We start from the raw sequence: 22265 nt of genomic DNA on the forward strand, positions 1-22265 counted from the left end.
AAATGGCAGCCGCTGGAATCCGGACGCCAGCGTCCCCATGTCCCAGCCATACCGCGAGGAGGACTCCATGAAGAAGTTGCTGACCATTGCGATCCTGGCCGCTGCCGCCGTTGCGGTGCCGCTGGTGATGGCGCAGAACGCCGGCCAGCCGGCCCCGCAGCAGGGTGACCAGGCCGACAAGGCACAGGCCGAAGCCGACGCCAAGGCCAAGCGCCGCGCGCAGGCCAATGCGGAGCTGAAGGCCAAGGGCCAGCCGGTTCCGCAGCAGGAAGAAGAGGAAGAGGCGCGCAAGAAGCGCTGAGCGCACGCGCACCCTCCCTTTCCCACGGAAGCCCTGTAGAAGCGGGCTTCTGGCGACGCCACGCCCCCGCAAGGGGGCGTTTTTCGTTTGGTCGGCCTGCACAAGCCTCTTGGGTTGGCGGCCATCTATCTGTAAACTATGGCTTTCCGGGAGTAGTGCGTGTCCACCATTTGCGAATGGGCTGGCACGGCCATGCGTGGCCTCCAGCAATGCGGGTCGCAGGTGACGGTCGATGTGACCGGCGCGGTTGCCCCGACCTCGCGCGATGGTTACCGTCTGGCGCCAGCCGCCGCACGGATCGGCACCTCCCTCGCTGCCCCAGCGAACCGGAAAACCCCCTTCAAGCGCCATGTCCGCCCCCAGGGCGTGCGTGGCGCTGTCGTTTTCCATTTCCAGACAGGATGCTTGCAGCCATGACTCCCTTGATTTTCGTAACCGGCGGCGTGGTGTCCTCGCTCGGCAAAGGCATTGCCGCTGCGTCGCTGGCCGCCATTCTCGAAGCCCGTGGCCTGAAGGTCACGATGATGAAGCTCGACCCCTACATCAACGTTGATCCGGGCACCATGAGCCCGTTCCAGCACGGCGAGGTCTATGTCACCGATGACGGTGCCGAGACCGATCTCGATCTGGGCCACTACGAGCGGTTCGTGCGGACGCGCCTGAGCCGCAAGAATTCGGTCACCACCGGTCGCATCTACGAGAACGTGATCCGCAAGGAGCGTCGCGGCGATTACCTTGGCGCGACCGTGCAGGTCATTCCGCACATTACCGACGAGATCCGTCGTTGCATCGACGAAGCCACCGAAGGCTATGACGTCGCCCTGGTCGAGATCGGCGGCACCGTCGGCGACATCGAATCGCTGCCGTTCCTGGAGGCGATCCGCCAGGTGCGTACCGAGCGTGGTCCGGAGAAGGCGCTGTTCATGCACCTCACCCTGGTGCCGTACATCGGCGCGGCCGGCGAACTGAAGACCAAGCCGACCCAGCACTCGGTGAAGGAGCTGCGTTCGATCGGCATCCAGCCGGATGTGCTGTTGTGCCGTTCGGAGCAGGCCGTGCCCGATTCGGAGCGTCGCAAGATCGCCCAGTTCACCAACGTTTCCGAACGCGCCGTGATCAGCGTGCCGGACGTGGATGTGCTGTATCGCATCCCTTCGGGACTGCATGCGCAGGGCCTGGATGAGATTGTCGTCAACCAGCTGAAGCTGGCCGACAAGGCCGGTCCTGTCGATCTGTCGGTGTGGGAGGACGCGGTCGACGCCACGCTGCATCCGCTCGACGAGGTGACCATCGCCGTGGTCGGCAAGTACGTCGACCACCAGGATGCATACAAGTCGGTCGGCGAAGCACTCAAGCATGGTGGCCTGCGCCAGCGCACCCGGGTCAATCTGAAGTGGCTGGAAGCGCAGGACCTGGAAGGCACGGACATGGCCGCGCTGGCCGATGTCGATGGCATCCTGGTGCCGGGCGGATTCGGCGACCGTGGTTTCGAAGGCAAGGTGCTGACCTCGAAGTTCGCCCGCGAGAACCAGGTGCCGTACTTCGGCATCTGCTACGGCATGCAGGCGGCCGTGGTCGATTACGCGCGCAACGTGGTCGGCCTCGAAGGTGCCAACAGCACCGAGAATGATCGCCAGTCGCCGAATCCGGTGATCGGCCTGATCACCGAGTGGCGCACCGCTGCCGGTGAAGTCGAGAAGCGCGACGACAAGAGCGACCTGGGCGGCACCATGCGCCTGGGCCTGCAGGAGCAGCGCCTGAAGCCGGGCACGCTGGCGCGTGAGCTGTACGGCAAGGACGTGGTGGCCGAGCGCCACCGCCACCGGTATGAGTTCAACAACCGTTATCGCACCCAGCTGGAAGACGCCGGCCTGGTGATCGCCGGCAAGTCGATGGACGACACCCTGGTGGAAGTGGTCGAGCTGCCGCGCGATGCGCATCCCTGGTTCCTGGCCTGCCAGGCGCATCCGGAGTTCCTGTCCACGCCGCGTGACGGCCACCCGCTGTTCATCGGCTTCATCCGCGCCGCACGCGAGCGCAAGGCCGGTGGCCAGCTGTTGCAGGAAGCGCGCGCCTGACTTGCGATGGGGCCCGCCAAGCCCCATCTTGGTCGCGTGAACTAAGTGCATCGGCCCGTTCGATGCAGCGGACAACTCTAAGGAAACGCCATGAAACTGTGTGGATTCGAAGCGGGGCTGGACCAGCCCCTGTTCCTGATCGCCGGCCCCTGCGTGATCGAGTCGATGCAGTTGCAGCTCGATACCGCTGGCAAGCTGAAGGAGATCACCGGCAAGCTTGGTGTGAACTTCATCTTCAAGTCCAGCTTCGACAAGGCCAACCGCACGTCTGGTACCGCTTTCCGGGGCCCGGGCATGGAGGAGGGGCTGAAAGTCCTGGCCGAGGTCAAGAAGCAGATCGGCGTGCCGGTGCTGACCGACGTCCATGAGTACACCCCGATGGACGAAGTGGCTTCGGTCGTGGATGTGCTGCAGACCCCGGCATTCCTTGTTCGCCAGACCGACTTCATCCGCAAGGTGTGCTCGGCCGGGAAGCCGGTCAACATCAAGAAGGGCCAGTTCCTGGCGCCCTGGGACATGAAGCCGGTCGTGGAGAAGGCCAAGGCGACCGGTAACGATCAGATCATGGTCTGCGAACGCGGTGCCAGCTTCGGCTACAACAATCTGGTGAGCGACATGCGTTCGCTGGCGGTGATGCGCGAGACCGGGTGCCCGGTGGTGTTCGACGCCACCCATTCGGTGCAGCTGCCGGGTGGGCAGGGCACCAGCTCCGGCGGCCAGCGCGAACATGTGCCGGTGTTGGCCCGGGCTGCGGTGGCGGTGGGTATCTCCGGTCTGTTTGCCGAGACCCATCCTGACCCGTCCAAGGCCCTCTCCGACGGTCCCAACGCATGGCCGCTGGACCAGATGGAAGCACTGCTCGAAACGCTGATGGAGCTCGATGCGGTGACCAAGAAGCACGGTTTCTCACGCTTCGCGTGAAGTCTGACCCATGGACGGCGCTGGAAACCCAGCGTCGCCGCCGGCACTGGAAACAGTGGCCGTGGGGCCTGATCGCACTGGGCCTGGCGGGGTTGTTCACGGTGGGTGTGTTCGGTCTGGTGCTGATCGGCGCAGCGTCCGTGCGGTCCCCGGGTGATGGCAGCAGCGTGCTCAATCTGCGGGCGTACTTCATGGCGCTGCTGGCCGGCGAGCTGTTGACTGCCGGCGGCTGCATCGCTGCCGCCGTGCTGGCTTGGCGCCTGAATCGCGGCAGGGTGGCCGCCGGGCTGGCGGTTGTCCTGCTTTCGCTGTGGCTCGGTGCGCTGTCCTACGGGATGCTGTGATGAATACGAGCACGTCTGCACGCGATTGGCCCAAGGGCCTGATCGCGCTCAGGCTGGCGGCGCAGGCATGGCACCGTCTGTCCGGCCATGGCCGCTGCTTTGCGGGTGCTTCTGGTATCGCTGCTGCTGCCGGGGCGGGGGCCAGCCGGGGCTGACGCCGTTCGCGCCATTTGGCAACGGGCGGGCAGCCGGGGATAATCACGCGGCATTCGTTTTGTCGCCCCCTCTCCATACAGGTAACCGGCCCGACCATGAGTACGATCCGCAGCATCCACGCCCGTGAAATCCTCGACAGCCGTGGCAACCCCACGCTCGAAGCCGAAGTCACCCTGGAGGACGGTTCGTTCGGTCGTGCCGCGGTTCCCTCCGGCGCCTCGACCGGCACCAAGGAAGCGGTGGAGCTGCGTGACGGCGACAAGACCCGCTACCTGGGCAAGGGCGTGCGCAAGGCCGTCGACAACGTCAACACGACCATCGCTGCCGCGCTGAAGGGCTTCGAGGCCACCGACCAGTCCGGCCTGGACCGCCGCCTGATCGACCTTGATGGCACCGAGAACAAAGGCCGTCTGGGCGCCAACGCGCTGCTCGGTGTCTCGATGGCGGCCGCGCACGCCGCCGCAGCATCCAGCAAGCAGGCGCTGTGGCAGTACCTGGCCGGCAGGACCGGCGTGACCCCGTCGCTGCCGGTGCCGATGATGAACATCATCAACGGCGGCGCGCATGCCGACAACAACGTCGACTTCCAGGAATTCATGGTGCTGCCGGTCGGCTTCACCTCGTTCTCCGAAGCGCTGCGCGCCGGCACCGAGATCTTCCACTCGCTGAAGTCGGTGCTGAAGGGGCATGGCCTGAGCACCGCGGTCGGTGACGAAGGCGGCTTCGCACCTGACTTCCGCAGCAACGTCGAGGCGCTGGACACCATTCTCGAAGCGATCGGCAAGGCCGGCTACACCGCGGGCGAGGACGTGCTGCTGGGTCTGGACGTGGCCTCCAGCGAGTTCTTCGAGAACGGCAAGTACAACCTGGTCGGCGAGAACAAGCGCCTGACCTCCGAGCAGTTCGTCGACTTCCTTGCCGACTGGGCCGCGCAGTACCCGATCATCACCATCGAGGACGGCCTGGCCGAGAACGACTGGGCGGGCTGGAAGCTGCTGACCGATCGCATCGGCAAAAAGGTGCAGCTGGTAGGCGATGACCTGTTCGTGACCAATCCGAAGATCTTCCAGGAGGGCATCGACTCCGGTACTGCCAATGCCATCCTGATCAAGGTCAACCAGATCGGCACCCTGAGTGAAACCCTGGAAGCGATTGCCATGGCTGACCGTGCCGGTTATGCCGCTGTCGTCTCGCACCGTTCGGGTGAAACCGAAGACACCACCATCGCCGACATCGCCGTGGCCACCACCGCCACCCAGATCAAGACCGGCTCGCTGTGCCGCAGCGATCGCGTGGCCAAGTACAACCAGCTGCTGCGTATCGAGGAAGCCCTCGGTGCCGGCGCGCGTTACGCCGGTCGTGACGCGTTCGTTTCGCTGAAGCGCTGAGGCCATGCGCGATTGGCGCTGGCTGCTGCTGGTGCTGGCCCTGCTGCTGGCATGGCTGCAGTACCGTTTCTGGTTCGGCCCGGGCAATTCGGGGGAAGTGATGATGCTCGAAGCCCAGGTCGCCGGCCAGGAACGGGACAACGAAGGTCTGCAGCAGCGCAATGATGCGCTGGCTGCCGAAGTGAAGGACCTCAAGGAAGGCCAGTCCGCCATCGAAGAGCGCGCACGCAGTGAACTGGGCATGATCAAGCCCGGCGAGAAGTTCTACCGGGTGGTTGACGACGCGCCGGTTCGTCCGGCGCAGCCGCCAGTGGCGATGCCCGAACAGGCGGGCGACCACCCGGCGGACGTGCCATGAGCGCGGCGATCTGGGTGGTCGTTCCCGCTGCCGGTCGTGGCGCCCGTTTTGGTGCGCCACTGCCCAAGCAGTATCTGCAGGCGGGCGGGCAGATGCTGCTGGCCCACACCCTGCAGGCACTGCTGGCCCATCCGGCCGTTGCCGGCGCGATGGTGGTGATCGGCGAGAATGACGCGGATTGGCCGGGCTGGAGCGAATGGGCCGGCAAGCCCGTGCTGACCTGCACGGGCGGGGCGACCCGCGCCGCCTCCGTGCTGGCCGGCCTGCTCGCGCTGCCGGAGAGCGTCCGTGCCGACGAGTTCGTGCTGGTGCACGATGCTGCGCGGCCCAATCTGTCGCTGGCCGACCTGGGCCGCCTGCTGGAGGTTGGCCGTACCGATCCGGTCGGGGCCATTCTTGCCGCGCCGGTACGCGACACCCTGAAGCGGGCCGGTGACGATGGTGGTATCGACGGCACCGAGCCGCGCGAGCGCCTGTGGCGTGCGCTGACCCCGCAGCTGTTCCGCCGCCATCAGTTGATCCGCGCGCTGACCGACGCCGCTGCGTCCGGCGTGGATGTCACCGACGAAGCCATGGCCATGGAGCGCCAGGGCCAGCGCCCGCTGCTGGTTGAAGGCAGCGAGGACAACTTCAAGGTCACCACGCCGGCCGACCTGGACCGCTTCGAATTCGTACTTTCCCGCCGCGCCGGCTGAACGCCCGCGCGGCCCTGCTGCAAGGGTTGCATCCATGAGCACTGCTCCGTTCCCGCCCGTCCGCATCGGCCAGGGCTACGACGTCCACGCCTTTGGTGAGGGTGACCACATCATGCTGGGAGGCGTGCGCGTGCCGCACAGCCACGGTGTGCTCGCGCACAGCGATGGCGACGTGATCCTGCACGCGCTGTGTGACGCCATGCTCGGCGCGCTGGCGCTGGGCGACATCGGCCAGCACTTTCCGCCCAGCGATGATCGCTGGAAGGGGGCCGACAGCAGCGACTTCGTCCGCCACTGCGACGCTCTCCTGCGTGAGCGCGGCTGGTGCGTCGGCAACACCGATGTCACCGTGATCTGTGAACGACCGAAGGTCGGGCCGCATGCGCTGGCAATGCGTGAATGCATCGCGGCACTGTTGCAGCTGCCACTGGATGCGGTCAGCGTAAAGGCCACCACGTCGGAGAAGCTTGGCTTCACCGGTCGCGGTGAAGGCATCGCGGCACAGGCTGTGGTCCTGCTGGTGGCGGCATGATTCCGCTGCCGCTCGCGTTCGGTGCGCCGCTGCTGCAGGCGCGCATCCGCACCACGCCGGAGGATTTCCAGGTCGACGAGCTGCCGGCCTTTGAGGCCACGGGCGAGGGCGAGCATCTGCTGCTGCATGTCCGCAAGCGCGGTGCCAACACCGTGCATGTGGCCAAGGTGCTGGCCAAGTGGGCCGGCCTGCCGGAGATGGCGGTCAGCTATGCCGGGATGAAGGATCGCCACGCGGTCACCACCCAGCGCTTCAGTGTGCATCTGCCCAAGCGCGTCGCGCCGGATCTGGCGCTGCTGGCCAGCGATGATATCGAAGTGCTCGATGCAACCTGGCACAACCGCAAGCTGCAGCGTGGCGCGCTGGCCGGCAATCGTTTCAGGCTGGTGCTGCGCCAGGTACACGGCGATGCAGTCGCAATCAGCGAACGCCTGCAGCAGATTGCCGATCGTGGTTTGCCGAACTGGTTCGGCGAACAACGTTTCGGCCGCGATGGCGGCAACGTTCCGGCAGCGCTGGCGATGTTCGGTGGCCGCCGCATGCGCAAGGACCAGCGCTCGCTGCTGCTGTCGGCTGCGCGTTCGGCACTGTTCAATCGCGTGCTTGCCGCACGCGTGGAGCAGGGTGTCTGGGACCAGCCGCTGGACGGTGAGGTGTGGATGCTGGATGGCAGCCGCAGCGTGTTTGGTCCGGAGCCTTATACCGATGCACTGGCAGCGCGGCTGGCCGGGTTCGATATCCATCCCAGCGCACCGTTGTGGGGGGAGGGCGAGCTGCGCAGTACCGGCGCCGCCCGCGAGCTCGAACTGCGCGCGCTCGACGACGAGGAATCGAAGGCGCTGCGTGCCGGACTGGAAGAGGCACGGCTGAAGCAGGAGCGCCGCGCGTTGCGCCTGCGTCCTGCGCTGCTGCAGCACCAGTGGCTGGCGGAAGATGTGCTTGAGCTGTCGTTCGCGCTGCCGCCGGGCTGCTACGCCACCGCGGTCCTGCACGAGCTCGGGCCGGTCGAGGACGCCGCGCAGTCCTGAGCGGATTGCATCAGCGCCGGGACAGCAGCACCAGTACGGCACCGGTTCCGCCCTGGCTGGTCGGCGCCGAATGGAAGGCAAGCACATCATTGCGCAGGCGCAGCAGCCGGTCGACCAGATTCTTCAGGACCGGCGCACCACCGTCGGACTGCAGTCCCTTGCCGTGGATGATGCGCACGCAGCCATACTCATGTGCGTGCGCCTCCAGCAGGAACTGGCGCAGCATGGCCTCGGCCTGCGCTGCGGTCGCGCCATGCAGATCCAGCTCGTCCTGCACCGAGTACTGGCCGCGCTTGAGACGCTGGAACAGCCGCGGTGGAAGGGCGTCGCGCCGGTAGCTGGCCACATCCCCGGCTTCCAGCGGTGCGCTGTCGCACAACAGCCGGGCGAACTCGCCGGCGGCCTCGGCCTCGTCGCGTTCGGCCATGCGCGCGCGCGGCTTCGGCCGGGCAGCGGCCGGCGCGGGTTCGGCCTCTTTGCGCAGCGGCGTCACTTCGCCGATGGCTGCGCGGAAGAGCGCGGCAGGGTCTTCGTCTTCTGGATGCGACATGCGCACAGGGTAAACCGGTGACGCGGGCCTGCCTATCGCAATGCGAGGCCAGTCGTGACCGCCGGCAGGGTAGGACCTGCGGCTCGCATGCGGCACAATAGACGATGCCCCTGCAGGGTCGTCGGCTTCCGCAGGGAAGCACGACGGTCCCGCCAACACCGCACGGTGACGGAATCGAATTCTTGGAAAATCAAGCGGTTAAATCGAAGATGCGAATTCTGGTCAGTAACGACGATGGCGTCGACGCCGCAGGTATCCGGATGCTTGCCTCGGTACTGCGTGACGCCGGCCACGAAGTGACGGTGGTCGCACCCGACCGCGATCGCTCAGGCGCCAGCAATTCACTGACCCTGGACCTGCCCATCCGGCTCAAGCGCATCGATCACTACACCGTGTCGGTGGCCGGCACGCCCACCGACTGCGTGCATCTGGCACTGACCGGCCTGCTGGAGTTCGAACCCGACATTGTCGTGTCGGGCATCAACAACGCCGCCAACCTGGGTGACGACGTGATCTATTCCGGAACCGTCTCGGCGGCGATGGAGGGGCGCTTCCTCGGCCTGCCCGCGGTGGCGGTGTCCCTGGTAACCCGCAATCACGATCCCCGTCACTTCGAGACCGCGGCGCGTGCCGCCGTGGAAATCGTCGCCCGCCTCAAGGCCGATCCGCTGCCGGCGGACACCATCCTCAACGTCAACGTGCCCGACCTGCCGTGGACCGAGGTCAAGGGTTTTGAAGTCACCCGGCTGGGCAACCGCCATCGCGCCGAAGGCTGCATCCCGCAGAAGGATCCACGCGGCAACGAGGTGTACTGGATCGGTCCGGCGGGCCGCGAGCAGGACTCCGGCCCCGGCACCGACTTCCACGCGGTGCGCACCGGGCATATCTCGATCACCCCGATCCAGGTGGATCTGACCCGCTATCAGGCGCTTGAGAAAGTGGCCAGCTGGGTCGGCGGTCTCAGCGCCGCGCTGGACCAGCCGGCATGAGCCCACGCCTGCGCCTGCAACCGAAAGCCGTCGGCATCGGCATGACGTCACAGCGCGTCCGCGATCGTCTCGTCGATCGCCTGCGCGAAGCCGGCATCGTCGACGAGTCCACGCTGAACGCGATCCGGGTGGTGCCCCGCCATCTGTTCATCGACGAGGCCCTGGCCTCGCGGGCCTATGAAGACACCGCGCTGCCGATCGGCCACGGCCAGACCATCTCGCAACCCTGGGTGGTGGCCCGGATGACCGAAGCGGTCGTGCAGGTGGCGCCCAAGCGGGTGCTGGAGGTGGGGACGGGCTCCGGCTACCAGGCCGCCGTGCTTGGTGCACTGGGTCTGGAGGTCTACACCGTGGAGCGCATCGGCGACCTGCTGCGGCAGGCCCGCAAGCGGTTCCGCGCACTCGGCATGAACATCCGCACCAAGCACGATGACGGCCGTGTCGGCTGGGCCGAGCACGGCCCGTTCGATGCCATCGTCGTCACAGCTGCGGCCCCGGCGCTGGTCGACGCACTGATCGAGCAGCTGGCCGAAGGTGGCCGGCTGGTGGCGCCGGTCGGCGGTGCCAGTGCACAGTCGCTGGTGCAGCTGGACCGCAGGGCCGACGGCAGCGTCGAACAGCGCGTGCTGGCGCCGGTCACCTTCGTGCCGCTGCTGTCTGGCATGCTGGACTGAATCCACGGAGCAGGGTTGCATGAAGATTTTCGGACCGCTGTACGAGCGGGCGATGAAGTGGGCGGCGCACGAACGCGCGCCGACCTACCTGACGGTGCTGAGTTTTTTCGAGGCGATCATCTTTCCGGTGATGCCGGAAGTGATGCTGGCGCCGATGTGCGTGGCTCAACCCCGGCGCGGCTGGTGGTTCGCGACCCTCAGCCTGGCCGGTTCGATGGTCGGTGCCCTGGTCGGCTATGCGCTGGGCCACTTCGCATTCGAGGCGATCAAGCCGTTGTTCGAAATGCTGGGCATGTTGCCGGCAATCGAACAGGGCATCACCACCGTGCAGGAGAAGATGGCCGAATCGCCGTGGGCGGTGTTCACGTTCCTGGTCCTGGGCGGCTTCATGCCGATCCCGATGAAGGTCTTCACGTGGGCATCGGGTATCGTCGGCGTACCGATGCCGCAGTACCTGCTGAGCATGCTGATCGGACGCGGCAAGCGCGTATATGTGCTCGCTGCCGTGATCCGCATCGGTGGAGCGCGCGCCGAAGCGGCGCTGCGTCGCTGGATTGAACCGCTGGGCTGGATCGCCACCGCGTTGGTGGTGGTGCTGATCGCCTGGCTTGTATGGAGGTCGAAGTTCGCATGAGTGCTGATCGTCTGAGCAAGGGAGTGCGCGTCGGCGCGCTGGTGCTGCTGGTTTCCGGCCTGGCTGCCTGTGGCACCGCCACGGTGGTGCGGCCCAATGGCAGTGGTGGCGGGGCGGCGGTCACCACGCCCAAGACTTCGGTGGCCAAGCCGGGGCAGACCGTGGTCGTGCGCAAGGGCGACACGATCTACGCGCTGGCCCGCATCCACGACATCACCCCGGCCGATCTGATCGCCTGGAACAGCCTGGACAACCCGTCGACGATCTATCCGGGACAGGTCATCCGCCTGTATCCGCCGGGGGCCAGCAGCGGCCGCGCACCGACCACCGTGGTCACCGCGCCGCGCAGCGGTGGCAGCACGGCACCCGCCACGGCACCGGCCGGCCCAGTGAAGAGCAACATCGCCTGGCGCTGGCCGGCCGATGGCGCGATCGTGGGCCGCTACGTGGCAGGCGACGCAACCAAGCAGGGCGTCGACATTGCCGGTACCAGCGGGCAGGCCGTCAAGGCCACCGCCAACGGTGTGGTGGTGTACTCGGGCGCCGGACTGGTCGGCTATGGCGAGCTGATCATCATCAAGCACAGCGACCAGTGGCTGTCGGCCTACGGCCACAACCGCAAGCGCCTGGTCAACGAGGGACAGAGCGTGAAGGCGGGTGAGCAGATTGCCGAGATGGGGCGCACCGGCGCGAATCGCGACATGCTGCACTTTGAAATCCGCTACAACGGCAAGCCGGTCGATCCGCAGCAGTACCTGCCAGCGCGCTAGCGCAGGCAGGTACGGTAGCGCCGGGCCATGCCCGGCGTATGCGCATCAAGGTAGCGCCGGGCCATGCCCGGCGTATGCGCATCAAGGTAGCGCCGGGCCATGCCCGGCGTATGCGCATCAAGGTAGCGCCGGGCCATGCCCGGCGTATGCGCATCAAGGCCCGTATCCATCAAGGTAGCGCCGGGCCATGCCCGGCGGTGGTCCTCAACCTTCCAGGATGAACGCGGCCGCCACCTTGCGGCCTTCGCCGGCAAGGATGTTGAAGGTGCGCGCCGCGGCAGGGTTGTTCATCACTTCCAGGCCGATCCCGCGCGACAGGCAGGCGGCCATGACCGCAGCCGACGGAAACACCTGCCGCTCGCCGGTTCCCAGCACGATCAATGCAGGACTCAGTGCCAGCACCGGTTCCAGGTCGGCCACCGTCAGCGCCGCCGCATCGGCGACTGGCCAATGTTCGACCAGCTGGTCCGGCGTCAGCAGAAAGCTGCTGGCCAGCACCGTGTCATTGACCTTGGCCGAGCGGCCATCGGCAGCGCGCAGGCTGTAGGCGTAATCGGGCGGCTCGTGGTTCAGCTGCATGGCGGAGGCGCGATCAGCCGCGCGGCAGCACGATCTGGCGCTGCTCCCTGCTCGGGCGATACAGCACGGCAACGTGACCGATGCGCTGCACCAGCGCACTGTCGGTGGCTTCGACGATCTCGCCGATCATCGCGTCCCGGGCCTCGCGGTCCTCGGCTGCGACCTTGACCTTGACCAGCTCGTGGCGCTCCAGCACTTCGTTCAGCTCCGCGATGAAGGCCGGGGTCACTCCCTTGCCGCCGGTCTGCAGCAGGGCCTTCAGGTCGTGGGCTTGGCCGCGCAGGAAACGGGTCTGGGAGGCGGTCAGGGCGATGGACATGCAGGAAAAGACGGTTGAACGGGGGGATCAGGGTATCATGACGGCCCCATCAGCCCCTATTTCCAATGGCAACCCGCAGCAAAAGCAGCCAGCGCTGGCTCAAGGAACACTTCTCCGACCCCTTCGTGAAGAAGGCGCAGGCCGAAGGCATGCGCTCGCGGGCGGCCTACAAGCTTGAAGAGTTGCTTGAACGTGACCGCCTGCTGAAGCGGAACATGGTCGTGGTGGACCTCGGTGCCGCCCCTGGCGGATGGTCTCAGCAGGTTCGGAGACAGATGGGCGATACCGGCCGCGTGCTGGCGCTGGACATCCTGGACATGCCGCCGCTGGCGGGTGTGGAGTTCCTTCACGGTGACTTCAGGGAAGAAGCCGTCCTATCTCAGTTCGAAGCCATGCTCGGGGACGAGCCGGTGGACCTTGTGCTGTCGGACATGGCCCCCAATAAAAGTGGCATGGACGCGGTCGACCAGCCGCGGATGATGCATCTGGCGGAGCTGGCGCTGGACTTCGCCGACAACCACCTGAAGACCGGCGGGGCGTTCCTGATCAAGCTGTTCCAGGGTGTGGGCTTTGACGACTACGTGCGTGAAATGCGCCGTCGCTACGACAAGGTCTCCATCCGCAAGCCGGAAGCGTCGCGTAAACGCTCTCCCGAGGTGTACGCCTTGGGTCAGGGCAAACGCGCCCACATGAAGTAAGCTCGCAACGTAAGTTTCAACCCCAACGCAACGCCCGCACTAAGAGGAACACCGGAGCCAATGAGGATGAACGACTTGACCAAGAACCTCCTGCTATGGGTGGTCGTCGCCGTCGTGCTGATGGTGGTCTTCCAGAGCTTCTCGCCCAAGTCCTCCGGGGCCGGGGTGCAGGGCGCGTCCTATTCGCAGTTCCTGGACCAGGTGGACAGCGGCAACGTGCAGAAGGTCGCCTTCGGCGGCGACATGCGCGGCGGCACCAGCCAGATCACCTACACCACCCGGGGTGGACAGTCGTCCACCATCACCGCGCCGTTCGATCGCGACCTGATCAACGTGCTGCGCACCAAGAACGTCGAGATCGTGCAGGAGGAGCCCTCCAGCGGCATCTCCCTGGGCGCGATCCTGATGAATTTCCTGCCGGTCATCCTGATCATCGGCTTCTGGCTGTTCATCATGCGCCAGATGCAGGGCGGCGGCGGCGGCGCCAAGGGCGCGATGTCCTTCGGCAAATCGCGCGCCAAGCTGCAGGGCGAGGACCAGATCAAGGTCACCTTCGCCGATGTCGCCGGCTGCGACGAGGCCAAGGAGGAAGTGGGCGAACTGGTCGACTTCCTGCGCGACCCGTCCAAGTTCACCAAGCTGGGCGGCAAGATTCCGCGTGGCGTGCTGATGGTCGGCCCGCCGGGTACCGGCAAGACGCTGCTGGCCAAGGCCATCGCGGGTGAGGCGAAGGTGCCGTTCTTCTCGATCTCCGGTTCGGACTTCGTGGAAATGTTCGTCGGTGTCGGCGCCAGCCGCGTGCGTGACATGTTCGAGCAGGCCAAGAAGCACGCCCCGTGCATCATCTTCATCGACGAGATCGATGCCGTCGGCCGCCACCGTGGTGCCGGCCTGGGCGGTGGCCACGACGAGCGCGAGCAGACCCTGAACCAGCTGCTGGTCGAGATGGATGGCTTCGAGGGTGGCGAAGGCGTGATCGTGATCGCCGCGACCAACCGTCCGGACGTGCTGGACCCGGCGCTGCTGCGCCCGGGTCGCTTCGATCGCCAGGTGGTGGTCGGTCTGCCCGACGTGAAGGGCCGCGAGCACATCCTGAAGGTGCACATGCGCAAGCTGCCGCTGGCCGACGACGTCGAGCCGCTGGTGATCGCGCGCGGTACCCCGGGCTTCTCCGGCGCGGACCTGGCCAACCTCTGCAACGAGGCAGCCCTGTTTGCTGCGCGTGGCAACGAGAAGGAGGTCCGCATGGACCACTTCGACCGTGCCCGTGACAAGATCCTGATGGGTGCCGAGCGCCGTTCGATGGCCATGAGCGAGGAGGAGAAGACCCTCACCGCCTACCACGAAGCCGGCCATGCCATCGTCGGCCGCCTGGTGCCCGAGCACGACCCGGTCTACAAGGTCACGATCATTCCGCGCGGCCGCGCCCTGGGTGTGACCATGTATCTGCCTGAGGGCGACAAGTACTCGATGAATCGCGTGGCGATCCAGTCGCAGCTGTGCTCGCTGTACGGCGGCCGCGTCGCCGAAGAGCTGATCTTCGGCACCGACAAGGTCACCACGGGTGCGTCCAACGACATCGAGCGCGCCACCAAGATGGCCCGCAACATGGTCACCAAGTGGGGCCTGTCCGAAGAACTCGGTCCGATCGCCTATGGCGAGGAGGACGACGAAGTCTTCCTGGGCCGCTCGGTGACGCAGCACAAGAGCGTGTCCAACGACACCGCGCGCCGCATTGACGAGGAAGTGCGCAACATCCTCGACAAGGCCTACGCCCGCACCACCCAGCTGCTGACCGACAACATCGACAAGCTGCACACGATGTCGCAGCTGCTGCTGCAGTACGAGACCATCGACGCGCCGCAGATCGACGCCATCATGGAAGGTCGCGAGCCGCCGCCGCCGGCGGGCTGGAACAAGTCGAACAAGGACGGTGGCAGCAACGACAAGGGCGGTGATGCCCGTCCGCTGCCGCCGATCGCCGGTCCGGCCGAATCGCACTGACGGCCCCGCCGCACGTGACATCAGACGAGGCCGGGGCAACCCGGCTTCGTCGTTTCCGGGCCCTCGGCCCATCCCGAAGAACCGATCTGACGCTGGAGCCCGCATGTCCGCCCCGAAGCCCGAACCGATTTCCCACACCGTCGAGATGGTCATCGCCACCGTGGTCGGCGTGGGTGTGGGCCTGGGGGCCGACAATCTGCTGCTGGGCTGCGTGGTGGGTATTGCGGTCGGCATCGTCCTGAGCATTGCCAGGACCCTGTACGTGGACCGCAAGCGCCGCCGCCGTTGAGGAGTGTCGGCAGGGCTGACGCCCTGCAACCGGACCGGCCCCGCCTTTCATCAGCAAACCAGCTGTTGCTCTGGCTGTTGTTGTCGCTCTGGCCTCTGCGGGTGCAGGGCGCAGCCCTGCCGAACTAAACTACCCGCCGTTGTCCCTGCAGGATTGCCCATGTTCGATATCTCGCCCCAGCTCGACTGCGCCGGTCGCATCCTGCGCCTGGACCGTGCCCGGGTCATGGGCATCGTCAACGTCACCCCGGATTCGTTCTCTGACGGGGGCAACCATGACACCACGGAGGCGGCGGTCGCGCATGGACTGAAGCTGGTGGAAGAGGGCGCCGACCTGCTCGACATCGGGGGTGAATCGACCCGTCCCGGCGCTGTACCGGTATCGGTGGATGAAGAGCTCCGCCGAGTCGTTCCGGTCATCGAACAGCTTGCGGCGCGTACCTCCGTGCCGATCAGCATCGATACCTTCAAGCCTGAGGTGATGCGCGCGGCGGTGGCCGCCGGCGCCGGCATGATCAACGACATCTTCGGCCTGCGCCAGGACGGCGCGCTGGAAGCGGCCGCTGCGGCCAACGTGCCGGTGGTGCTGATGCACATGCAGGGCGAGCCGGGCAACATGCAGGCCGATCCGCACTACGACGACGTCGTTGCCGAAGTCCACGGGTTTCTCGTGCAGCGCCTGTTCGCCGCCGAGATGGCCGGCATCGCGAAGAAGCATCTGGTCATCGATCCGGGTTTCGGCTTCGGCAAGAACACCGCGCACAACATGACCCTGTTGGCGCGTTCGGAGCGTTTTCTGGAACTGGGTGTGCCGATGCTGGCGGGCCTGTCGCGCAAGCGCAGCCTTGGCGAGCTGACCGGGCGTGACGCGCCGGCCGAGCGGGTGGCGGCGTCGGTGGCCGCGCACCTGATTGCCGTGCAGCGCGGTGCGCGTATCGTGCGTGTGCATGACGTCGCCGCCACCGTCGATGCACTGAAGATCTGGCAGGCAGTGGACGCCGTGCCGGCGCCACGCGATGACACCCGGCCGACGATCAGCTGGCCGGACGAAGACTGATGGGCGTTGACCGGCGGCCGCTGGCGATTGCCGTGATGGGGCCGACCGCCAGTGGCAAGACGGCCACCGCGATCGCCCTGGCCCGGCAGCTGGATGGCGAGATCGTCAGCGTTGACTCGGCGCTGGTCTATCGCCATCTGGATATCGGTTCGGCCAAGCCCGACGTTTCCGAGCGCGCACAGGCGCCGCATCACCTGCTGGACCTGCGTGATCCGTGGCAGACCTACTCAGCGGCGGAGTTCGCCGCCGACGCCGGCCGCGTCGTCGCCGACATCGTTGCGCGTGGACGGATGCCGATCCTGGCCGGGGGCACCGGCCTGTACTTCCGCGCCCTGCTGCAGGGACTGTCGCCCATGCCGGAGGCCGACCCGGCCCTGCGCGCCACGCTGGCAGCCGAGGCCGCCGAGCGCGGTTGGGCCGCGTTGCATGCCGAACTGGCGAAGGTGGACCCCGCCGCTGCTGCCCGCATCCATGCGACAGACCCACAGCGGATCCAGCGGGCGCTGGAGGTCTATCGGCTGACGGGAACGCCGATCAGCGAGTGGCAGCGCCGGCCCGGCGTGGCGCCGCTGCCGGTACGCACCCTGAAGCTGGTCCTGGCGCCGCACGACCGGGCAATCCTGCACCGGCGGATCGAGGCCCGCTTCGATGCCATGCTGGCCCAGGGCTTCCTCGACGAAGTGCGCGATCTGCGCGCGATGCCGGAAATGGCCGCTGTCGCGGCACCGCTGGACCTGCCGGCGGTGCGTGCGGTCGGGTACCGCCAGGCTTGGGAGCATCTGGACGGCCGGATCGATGCCGGCGGCTTCCGCGACAAGGCGATCTTCGCCACCCGCCAGCTGGCCAAGCGGCAGCTGACCTGGCTGCGGGGTGAGCTTGACGCGCGCTGGTTCGACCCCCATATCGACCACGAGCGGCTGGCCGGCGCGGTCTCGACCTTCGTCGCACGCTGAACCGCCGCCAGCCGTGTAACATCACTGTCCGGCGGGCGGCTCGGGGGCCGCGGCAGCCGCCGGCAACCCAATAAGAACAATAATCAGGAGTGAGCAATGTCCAAGGGGCAATCGCTGCAGGATCCTTTCTTGAATGCACTGCGGCGCGAGCGCGTGCCGGTTTCGGTGTACCTGGTCAACGGCATCAAGCTGCAGGGCACGATCGAGTCGTTCGATCAGTTCGTGGTCCTGCTGCGCAATACGGTCAGCCAGATGGTCTACAAGCATGCGATCTCCACCGTGGTGCCGGCACGCAATGTGAAGGTTGGGCCGGGCGGTGGTTATGTGCAGTCGGGTGAAGGTGGTCAGGCAGGTGATGAAGCAGACGAGTAAGACCGGAGCGGTGAATGTTTGACCGCTCGAAAAAGGGTGAACATGCCCTGCTGATCCAGCCGCACTTCGGCAAGCTGGAAGACGACGTGCTGGAAGAGTTCGGTGATCTGGCCCGCTCGGCAGGGGCCAGCATCGCTGCCACGATCACCGCGCGCCTGGACCGTCCCAATCCTTCGACCCTGATCGGCAGCGGCAAGCTGGATGAGATCAAGGCAGCGGCTGACGCCACCGGCGCCGATCTGGTGCTGGTCAACCATGCGCTGAGCCCCGGCCAGGAACGCAACCTGGAACGCTTCCTGGAGCGCCGGGTGATCGACCGTACCGGCTTGATCCTGGACATCTTCGCGCAGCGCGCTCACAGCCACGAAGGCAAGCTGCAGGTCGAGCTGGCGCAGCTGCGTCACCTTGCGACGCGGCTGGTGCGCGGCTGGACCCATCTGGAGCGCCAGCGCGGTGGTTCGATCGGCCTGCGCGGCCCGGGTGAAACCCAGCTGGAAACCGACCGCCGTCTGCTGCAGAAGCGGGTGGAGCAGTTGCAGAAGCGGCTGGAGAAGGTCGAAGTCCAGCGCACCCAGATGCGCCGTGCGCGCGTGCGCAGCGAACTGCCGCGTGTGGCCCTGGTCGGTTACACCAATGCCGGCAAGTCGACCCTGTTCAACGCGATGACCGGCGCCGAGGCCTATGCGGCCGACCAGCTGTTCGCGACCCTGGACCCGACGGTGCGCCGCATCGCTGTGCCGGGTGGCAACGTCGTGCTGGCCGACACCGTCGGCTTCGTCCGTGACCTGCCGCACGACCTGGTGGCCGCGTTCCGCTCGACCCTGTCCGAGGCCCGCGAGGCCGATTTCCTGCTGCACGTGGTCGATGCGGCCGATCCGCACCGCGAGGAGCGCATCGCCCAGGTTGACGAGGTGCTGGCTGCGGTCGGTGCGGGTGATCTGCCGCAGCTGCTGGTGTTCAACAAGATCGACCGTATCGAGGGCGCCGAAGTGCGCCACGATGGTCAGGATGGCGTGCCGGACGAGTCGCGCCGCGAGCGGGTCTGGATCTCCGCGCGTGACGGGCAGGGCCTGGAGCTGTTGCAGGCGGTGCTGGGCAAGCGCCTGGGGTTGCAGCATGTGACCGGGGAGCTGCGCCTGCCGCCGGATGCTGGCCGCCTGCGCGCGCGCCTGCATCAGCTGGAAGTGATCCGCAGCGAGCAGGCAGACGAGGAGGGCTGGCTGCTGCAGGTCGACCTTCCGATTGCCGAAGCCGAAAAGCTTGCGGCCAGCATTGATGGCGGGCCGATCCGCGCCCTGCTGCCGGAAAAGCTGCCGGAATGGTGAGATAGCGCCGGACAATCCCGGTACGCGCCGCTGCCTAGTCGGGCGCGTACCGGCCGGGACGCGACACGCGTCTGCGATCTGCGGTACAACAGGCGGGTTCTTCACCCCACTGTCATCTCGATGTCCATCCCTACCGACGCCGACCTCAACGCCCAGGCTGCCGCACTCGGGCAGCGCCTGCAGCAGGCCTCGCTGCAGCTTGTGACGGCTGAAAGTTGCAGTGGCGGCTGGATCGCCAAGACCATGACCGACATCGCCGGTTCCTCGGCGTTCTTCGACTGCGGCATGGTGGTCTACAGCTACGAAGCCAAGCAGCGCCTGCTGGGGGTACGTGCGCAGACGCTGGAGCAGTTCGGTGCGGTGAGCCGCGAAACGGTGCTGGAGATGGTGTCCGGCGCCCTGATCAACTCCGGTGCCGGCATCGCGGTGGCGGTTACCGGCATTGCCGGTCCTGGTGGCGGCAGCCCGGACAAGCCGGTCGGCAGCGTCTGGATCGGCTGGAAGCGCCGCGGCGGATACGCCCGGGCGGAACTGTTCCAGTTCGATGGCGACCGCGAAGCCATCCGCAGGCAAACCGTCGCTGCGGCATTGCACGGTATCGACGCCCAGCTGTGACATGCTGCTGCGGTAATCGTCCGGAGCACGCATGATGTGGGAAACGCTGGGCACCGTCCGTGACCTGGGGAGGCTGCAGGAAATTGCAGCGGTCCTGATCCGTTATGGCTTCGGCGACGTGGTGCGCCGGATCGGCCTGGCCACGGTGCTGGAGCGTGCCGGGCGCCTGCTGCACTGGAACGAGGACCGCCAGCATCTGCTGCGGATGACCGCGCCGGTGCGGGTGCGCAGCGCCCTGCAGGACCTCGGTCCGACGTTCGTCAAACTCGGACAGGTGCTGGCGACCCGTGTCGATCTGCTGCCGCCGGAGTGGATCGCCGAGCTTTCCGAACTCCAGAATGCGGTGCCGGCCCTTCCTTATGCGCAGATCCGCGCGCAGCTGGAGGCCGATCTGGGCGCGCCTCCGCAGCAGGTATTCGCCTTCCTCGACGAAACACCGATGGCGGCGGCCTCGCTGGCGCAGGCCCATCGCGCGCGCCTGCTGGACGGCCGCGAAGTGGTGCTGAAGGTGCGTCGTCCCGGCATCCGTGACGTGGTCGAAGCCGACCTGCGCCTGCTGGCACGGCTGGCCGAAATCGTCGAGGCGCGTCTTCCGGATCTGCGCCGTTACCGGCCGGCAGAGGTGGTGCAGCAGTTCACCGTATCGCTGCGGCGCGAACTCGATTTCGCGGCCGAATGCCGCAACGCGGAGCGCATCGCACGCAACTTTGAAGGTCGCGACGACATCCTTGTTCCCGGCGTGCATTGGCAGTGGACCTGCGAAAGCCTGAACGTGCAGGACTTCGTGGACGGCATTCCGGGCCGCGATCTTGCCGGCGTGGACGCAGCAGGGCTGGACCGTCGTGAACTGGCGCGGCGTGGTGCCAACATCGTATTGAAGATGGTGCTCGAGGACGGCAGCTTCCACGCCGATCCACACCCGGGCAACATCATCTATCTGCGTGACGGCCGCATCGGCGTGATCGACTTCGGCATGGTCGGGGCACTGTCCGAAGTGCGTCGCTTCCAGGTTGCGCAACTGCTGCACGGGCTGGTCGAACAGGATCCGCAGGGGGTGGCCGACGTCCTGCTGGACTGGGCCGGGGGCGTGGAGGTAGATGAGAACCGGCTGCAGCACGACATCAGCCAGTTCGTCGACCAGTACCGTGGCGTGCCGCTGAAGGATCTGCGCATCGGCCTGATGCTGGGCGACATCACCCAGTTGCTGCGCAGCTACAGCCTGACCCTCCCGGCCGACCTCGCCCTGATGATCAAGGCGTTCCTCACCCTGGAAGGCATGGGCCGGCAGCTCGACCCGGACTTCGACATGGCCAGTGCCGCACGCCCCTTCCTGGAGCGGGTGGTACTGCAGCGCTACGCGCCGCGCGCACTGCTCAAACGCGGCCGGCGCAGCCTGTTGGGAATGATCGACTTCGCCGGCGATCTGCCGCGCGATCTGCGCAAGCTGGTGCAGGCGGCGCGCCGCGGGCGCCTGCAGCTGAAGGTCGAGACCAGTGCGCTGCAGGGCTTTGGCGAGCAGGTGAACCGTGCGGCCAATCGCATGGTGATGGGCATCGTGACTGCAGCGCTGATCATCGGCTCATCGATCGTCATGCACAGCGTCGGTGGGGTCTCCAGCCGCTGGCTGCTGGCGCTCGGGGTTTCCGGATTCGTCGGGGCCGGTATCTGCGGCGTCTGGATCCTGTTCTCCATCTGGAGAAGTGGCAGGCACGACTGAGTGTCGTTCGCCGCGGTATCGCCCGGCACGCTTCGCCCTGTCGTGTCCGGCACTTGCAGTTCCTGTAGTTAGTAGTAATACTACTAACCATGGACCTGACCGACACCCAGCAGGCGATCCTGCAGTTGATCGCCGAGCGTATCGAGAGCGAAGGCGCGCCGCCGTCGCAGACTGAAATCGCACGTGCGTTCGGCTTCAAGGGCGTACGCGCGGCCCAGTACCACCTGGAGGCGCTGGAGCAGGCGGGAGCGATCCGCCGCATTCCCGGCCAGGCCCGGGGCATCCGCCTGGTGCAGGCTCCCCCCGTGGAGACCCTGGCCGAGCCCGGGCTGCCCGACAGCGTGCTGCGGCTGCCGGTACTCGGGCGGGTCGCCGCCGGCCTCCCTATCGGTGCGGATATCGGCTCGGACGATTTCGTGGTGCTGGACCGGGTGTTCTTTTCGCCCGCGCCGGATTACCTGCTGAAGGTGCAGGGTGACTCGATGATCGACGAAGGCATCTTCGATGGTGACCTGATCGGCGTGCACCGCACCCGCGACGCCCATTCGGGGCAGATCGTGGTGGCGCGCATCGATGATGAGATCACCGTCAAGCTGCTGAAGATCGCGAAGGACCGTATCCGGCTGTTGCCCCGGAACCCCGATTACAAGCCGATCGAAGTGCTTCCCGATCAGGACTTTTCGATCGAAGGCCTGTACTGCGGCCTGTTGCGGCCGAATCGCTGAAGCGTTCGAAGGTGCGTTACCCCGCGGTCTTTTGTGGCGATTCTCTGGTTCCACCGAGGTTGGTACGGATGTCCGATAATTCTTTTCAGAGCGCCGGGCAGAATCTCAGCCTGTGCGATACGTCCGCCTTAAAGTGAACCCATGGCAAAGAAGACCCCCAAAGACAGCACCCCCAACGAAATGACCTCTGCAAGG

The 22265-nt window shown here is 66.6% G+C and carries 27 protein-coding genes; 23 read left to right on the top strand and 4 right to left on the bottom strand.

Annotated elements, in window-relative coordinates:
* Positions 1-67: 67 nt before the first annotated feature.
* The 9 genes from ACZLIF_RS08000 (at position 68) to truD (ending at position 7801) form a co-directional block, all read left to right on the top strand.
* The gene (locus ACZLIF_RS08000) at positions 68-301 is read left to right on the top strand and encodes a hypothetical protein (protein WP_053519720.1); all 234 of its coding nucleotides are present in this window, start codon (positions 68-70) and stop codon (positions 299-301) included.
* 413 nt (positions 302-714) lie between these two features.
* Positions 715-2379 carry a CTP synthase gene (locus ACZLIF_RS08005; protein ID WP_128989035.1) on the top strand — a complete coding sequence of 555 codons (1665 nt, stop codon included), beginning with the start codon at positions 715-717 and terminating at the stop codon, positions 2377-2379.
* 90 nt (positions 2380-2469) lie between these two features.
* The gene (kdsA, locus tag ACZLIF_RS08010) at positions 2470-3300 is read left to right on the top strand and encodes a 3-deoxy-8-phosphooctulonate synthase (RefSeq protein ID WP_128989037.1); all 831 of its coding nucleotides are present in this window, start codon (positions 2470-2472) and stop codon (positions 3298-3300) included.
* Positions 3297-3644, top strand: coding sequence for a hypothetical protein (locus ACZLIF_RS08015; protein ID WP_128989039.1), 348 nt, complete (start codon positions 3297-3299; stop codon positions 3642-3644). The genes kdsA and ACZLIF_RS08015 overlap by 4 nt, the downstream gene beginning before the upstream one ends.
* Before the next feature lie 251 nt (positions 3645-3895).
* Entirely contained in the window at positions 3896-5188 is a 1293-nt protein-coding gene (gene eno / locus ACZLIF_RS08020) for a phosphopyruvate hydratase (protein WP_053519724.1), read from the top strand.
* A gap of 4 nt (positions 5189-5192) precedes the next feature.
* Positions 5193-5546, top strand: a complete 354-nt coding sequence (gene ftsB, locus ACZLIF_RS08025; protein ID WP_128989041.1) for a cell division protein FtsB — start codon at positions 5193-5195, stop codon at positions 5544-5546.
* The gene (ispD, locus tag ACZLIF_RS08030; protein WP_074901198.1) at positions 5543-6241 is read left to right on the top strand and encodes a 2-C-methyl-D-erythritol 4-phosphate cytidylyltransferase; all 699 of its coding nucleotides are present in this window, start codon (positions 5543-5545) and stop codon (positions 6239-6241) included. Before ftsB ends, ispD begins: the two co-directional genes overlap by 4 nt.
* A gap of 34 nt (positions 6242-6275) precedes the next feature.
* Positions 6276-6773, top strand: a complete 498-nt coding sequence (gene ispF / locus ACZLIF_RS08035) for a 2-C-methyl-D-erythritol 2,4-cyclodiphosphate synthase (protein ID WP_074901199.1) — start codon at positions 6276-6278, stop codon at positions 6771-6773.
* Positions 6770-7801: a tRNA pseudouridine(13) synthase TruD gene (gene truD, locus ACZLIF_RS08040; protein ID WP_053519728.1), complete on the top strand. Its 1032-nt coding sequence runs from the start codon at positions 6770-6772 to the stop codon at positions 7799-7801. The genes ispF and truD overlap by 4 nt, the downstream gene beginning before the upstream one ends.
* 10 nt (positions 7802-7811) lie before the next feature.
* Here the strand turns inward: truD and ACZLIF_RS08045 are convergent, their stop codons facing one another.
* Positions 7812-8351: a Smr/MutS family protein gene (locus ACZLIF_RS08045; protein WP_128989043.1), complete on the bottom strand. Its 540-nt coding sequence runs from the start codon at positions 8349-8351 to the stop codon at positions 7812-7814.
* A gap of 209 nt (positions 8352-8560) precedes the next feature.
* Here ACZLIF_RS08045 and surE point away from each other — a divergent pair, with 209 nt between their 5' ends.
* The 4 genes from surE to ACZLIF_RS08065 are packed head-to-tail and all read left to right on the top strand — an operon-like array spanning position 8561 to position 11418.
* Complete coding sequence (gene surE, locus ACZLIF_RS08050; protein ID WP_053519730.1) at positions 8561-9340, top strand: 5'/3'-nucleotidase SurE; 780 nt, start codon at positions 8561-8563, stop codon at positions 9338-9340.
* The gene (locus ACZLIF_RS08055; protein WP_478462505.1) at positions 9337-10014 is read left to right on the top strand and encodes a protein-L-isoaspartate(D-aspartate) O-methyltransferase; all 678 of its coding nucleotides are present in this window, start codon (positions 9337-9339) and stop codon (positions 10012-10014) included. The genes surE and ACZLIF_RS08055 overlap by 4 nt, the downstream gene beginning before the upstream one ends.
* A gap of 19 nt (positions 10015-10033) precedes the next feature.
* The gene (locus ACZLIF_RS08060; RefSeq protein WP_128989045.1) at positions 10034-10648 is read left to right on the top strand and encodes a YqaA family protein; all 615 of its coding nucleotides are present in this window, start codon (positions 10034-10036) and stop codon (positions 10646-10648) included.
* Positions 10645-11418: a peptidoglycan DD-metalloendopeptidase family protein gene (locus tag ACZLIF_RS08065; protein ID WP_053519733.1), complete on the top strand. Its 774-nt coding sequence runs from the start codon at positions 10645-10647 to the stop codon at positions 11416-11418. Before ACZLIF_RS08060 ends, ACZLIF_RS08065 begins: the two co-directional genes overlap by 4 nt.
* Here the strand turns inward: ACZLIF_RS08065 and ACZLIF_RS08070 are convergent.
* Genes ACZLIF_RS08070 through yhbY form a run of 3 tightly spaced genes read right to left on the bottom strand, consistent with a single transcriptional unit; the run spans position 11415 to position 12316 of the window.
* Positions 11415-11588 (bottom strand): hypothetical protein, encoded by a 174-nt coding sequence (locus ACZLIF_RS08070; RefSeq protein ID WP_478462506.1) that lies wholly within the window; start codon positions 11586-11588, stop codon positions 11415-11417. The genes ACZLIF_RS08065 and ACZLIF_RS08070 overlap by 4 nt on opposite strands.
* A gap of 34 nt (positions 11589-11622) precedes the next feature.
* Entirely contained in the window at positions 11623-11997 is a 375-nt protein-coding gene (locus ACZLIF_RS08075) for an Mth938-like domain-containing protein (RefSeq protein WP_053519734.1), read from the bottom strand.
* Between the two features lie 13 nt (positions 11998-12010).
* Positions 12011-12316, bottom strand: coding sequence for a ribosome assembly RNA-binding protein YhbY (gene yhbY, locus ACZLIF_RS08080; protein ID WP_053519735.1), 306 nt, complete (start codon positions 12314-12316; stop codon positions 12011-12013).
* Between the two features lie 65 nt (positions 12317-12381).
* Between yhbY and rlmE the strand changes: the two genes are divergently transcribed.
* From rlmE to lexA, 10 genes are all read left to right on the top strand, one after another.
* Positions 12382-13014, top strand: a complete 633-nt coding sequence (rlmE, locus tag ACZLIF_RS08085; protein WP_053519736.1) for a 23S rRNA (uridine(2552)-2'-O)-methyltransferase RlmE — start codon at positions 12382-12384, stop codon at positions 13012-13014.
* 66 nt (positions 13015-13080) lie between these two features.
* Positions 13081-15018, top strand: coding sequence for an ATP-dependent zinc metalloprotease FtsH (ftsH, locus tag ACZLIF_RS08090; RefSeq protein WP_164972415.1), 1938 nt, complete (start codon positions 13081-13083; stop codon positions 15016-15018).
* 103 nt (positions 15019-15121) lie between these two features.
* Positions 15122-15307, top strand: a complete 186-nt coding sequence (locus tag ACZLIF_RS08095) for a hypothetical protein (RefSeq protein WP_065179301.1) — start codon at positions 15122-15124, stop codon at positions 15305-15307.
* A gap of 159 nt (positions 15308-15466) precedes the next feature.
* A complete protein-coding gene (gene folP / locus ACZLIF_RS08100) occupies positions 15467-16363 on the top strand; it encodes a dihydropteroate synthase (RefSeq protein WP_128990789.1) in 897 nt (298 codons plus the stop codon).
* On the top strand, positions 16363-17316 hold the full coding sequence (miaA, locus tag ACZLIF_RS08105; RefSeq protein ID WP_128990787.1) for a tRNA (adenosine(37)-N6)-dimethylallyltransferase MiaA: 954 nt from the start codon (positions 16363-16365) through the stop codon (positions 17314-17316). Before folP ends, miaA begins: the two co-directional genes overlap by 1 nt.
* 96 nt (positions 17317-17412) lie before the next feature.
* Positions 17413-17688, top strand: a complete 276-nt coding sequence (gene hfq, locus ACZLIF_RS08110) for an RNA chaperone Hfq (RefSeq protein WP_004152891.1) — start codon at positions 17413-17415, stop codon at positions 17686-17688.
* A 14-nt stretch (positions 17689-17702) separates the two neighbouring features.
* Positions 17703-19013 (top strand): ribosome rescue GTPase HflX, encoded by a 1311-nt coding sequence (gene hflX / locus ACZLIF_RS08115; protein ID WP_128990785.1) that lies wholly within the window; start codon positions 17703-17705, stop codon positions 19011-19013.
* Positions 19014-19133: 120 nt separating this feature from the next.
* Positions 19134-19628: a CinA family protein gene (locus ACZLIF_RS08120; RefSeq protein WP_053520002.1), complete on the top strand. Its 495-nt coding sequence runs from the start codon at positions 19134-19136 to the stop codon at positions 19626-19628.
* 34 nt (positions 19629-19662) lie between these two features.
* Complete coding sequence (gene ubiB / locus ACZLIF_RS08125; RefSeq protein WP_065181390.1) at positions 19663-21345, top strand: 2-polyprenylphenol 6-hydroxylase; 1683 nt, start codon at positions 19663-19665, stop codon at positions 21343-21345.
* 89 nt (positions 21346-21434) lie between these two features.
* On the top strand, positions 21435-22070 hold the full coding sequence (gene lexA / locus ACZLIF_RS08130) for a transcriptional repressor LexA (RefSeq protein WP_074901220.1): 636 nt from the start codon (positions 21435-21437) through the stop codon (positions 22068-22070).
* Positions 22071-22265: the final 195 nt, after the last annotated feature.

The organism is Stenotrophomonas sp. 2201_Sma, assembly GCF_056486685.1.

Excerpts from the sequence above, each read along its gene's own strand:
- ACZLIF_RS08000 (WP_053519720.1), top strand. The coding sequence starts at position 68 with ATGAAGAAGTTGCTGACCATTGCGATCCTGGCCGCTGCCGCCGTTGCG.
- ACZLIF_RS08005 (WP_128989035.1), top strand. The coding sequence starts at position 715 with ATGACTCCCTTGATTTTCGTAACCGGCGGCGTGGTGTCCTCGCTCGGC.
- kdsA (WP_128989037.1), top strand. The coding sequence starts at position 2,470 with ATGAAACTGTGTGGATTCGAAGCGGGGCTGGACCAGCCCCTGTTCCTG.
- eno (WP_053519724.1), top strand. The coding sequence starts at position 3,896 with ATGAGTACGATCCGCAGCATCCACGCCCGTGAAATCCTCGACAGCCGT.
- ftsB (WP_128989041.1), top strand. The coding sequence starts at position 5,193 with ATGCGCGATTGGCGCTGGCTGCTGCTGGTGCTGGCCCTGCTGCTGGCA.
- ispD (WP_074901198.1), top strand. The coding sequence starts at position 5,543 with ATGAGCGCGGCGATCTGGGTGGTCGTTCCCGCTGCCGGTCGTGGCGCC.
- ispF (WP_074901199.1), top strand. The coding sequence starts at position 6,276 with ATGAGCACTGCTCCGTTCCCGCCCGTCCGCATCGGCCAGGGCTACGAC.
- truD (WP_053519728.1), top strand. The coding sequence starts at position 6,770 with ATGATTCCGCTGCCGCTCGCGTTCGGTGCGCCGCTGCTGCAGGCGCGC.
- ACZLIF_RS08045 (WP_128989043.1), bottom strand. The coding sequence starts at position 8,351 with ATGTCGCATCCAGAAGACGAAGACCCTGCCGCGCTCTTCCGCGCAGCC.
- surE (WP_053519730.1), top strand. The coding sequence starts at position 8,561 with ATGCGAATTCTGGTCAGTAACGACGATGGCGTCGACGCCGCAGGTATC.
- ACZLIF_RS08055 (WP_478462505.1), top strand. The coding sequence starts at position 9,337 with ATGAGCCCACGCCTGCGCCTGCAACCGAAAGCCGTCGGCATCGGCATG.
- ACZLIF_RS08060 (WP_128989045.1), top strand. The coding sequence starts at position 10,034 with ATGAAGATTTTCGGACCGCTGTACGAGCGGGCGATGAAGTGGGCGGCG.
- ACZLIF_RS08065 (WP_053519733.1), top strand. The coding sequence starts at position 10,645 with ATGAGTGCTGATCGTCTGAGCAAGGGAGTGCGCGTCGGCGCGCTGGTG.
- ACZLIF_RS08070 (WP_478462506.1), bottom strand. The coding sequence starts at position 11,588 with ATGGATACGGGCCTTGATGCGCATACGCCGGGCATGGCCCGGCGCTAC.
- ACZLIF_RS08075 (WP_053519734.1), bottom strand. The coding sequence starts at position 11,997 with ATGCAGCTGAACCACGAGCCGCCCGATTACGCCTACAGCCTGCGCGCT.
- yhbY (WP_053519735.1), bottom strand. The coding sequence starts at position 12,316 with ATGTCCATCGCCCTGACCGCCTCCCAGACCCGTTTCCTGCGCGGCCAA.
- rlmE (WP_053519736.1), top strand. The coding sequence starts at position 12,382 with ATGGCAACCCGCAGCAAAAGCAGCCAGCGCTGGCTCAAGGAACACTTC.
- ftsH (WP_164972415.1), top strand. The coding sequence starts at position 13,081 with ATGAACGACTTGACCAAGAACCTCCTGCTATGGGTGGTCGTCGCCGTC.
- ACZLIF_RS08095 (WP_065179301.1), top strand. The coding sequence starts at position 15,122 with ATGTCCGCCCCGAAGCCCGAACCGATTTCCCACACCGTCGAGATGGTC.
- folP (WP_128990789.1), top strand. The coding sequence starts at position 15,467 with ATGTTCGATATCTCGCCCCAGCTCGACTGCGCCGGTCGCATCCTGCGC.
- miaA (WP_128990787.1), top strand. The coding sequence starts at position 16,363 with ATGGGCGTTGACCGGCGGCCGCTGGCGATTGCCGTGATGGGGCCGACC.
- hfq (WP_004152891.1), top strand. The coding sequence starts at position 17,413 with ATGTCCAAGGGGCAATCGCTGCAGGATCCTTTCTTGAATGCACTGCGG.
- hflX (WP_128990785.1), top strand. The coding sequence starts at position 17,703 with ATGTTTGACCGCTCGAAAAAGGGTGAACATGCCCTGCTGATCCAGCCG.
- ACZLIF_RS08120 (WP_053520002.1), top strand. The coding sequence starts at position 19,134 with ATGTCCATCCCTACCGACGCCGACCTCAACGCCCAGGCTGCCGCACTC.
- ubiB (WP_065181390.1), top strand. The coding sequence starts at position 19,663 with ATGTGGGAAACGCTGGGCACCGTCCGTGACCTGGGGAGGCTGCAGGAA.
- lexA (WP_074901220.1), top strand. The coding sequence starts at position 21,435 with ATGGACCTGACCGACACCCAGCAGGCGATCCTGCAGTTGATCGCCGAG.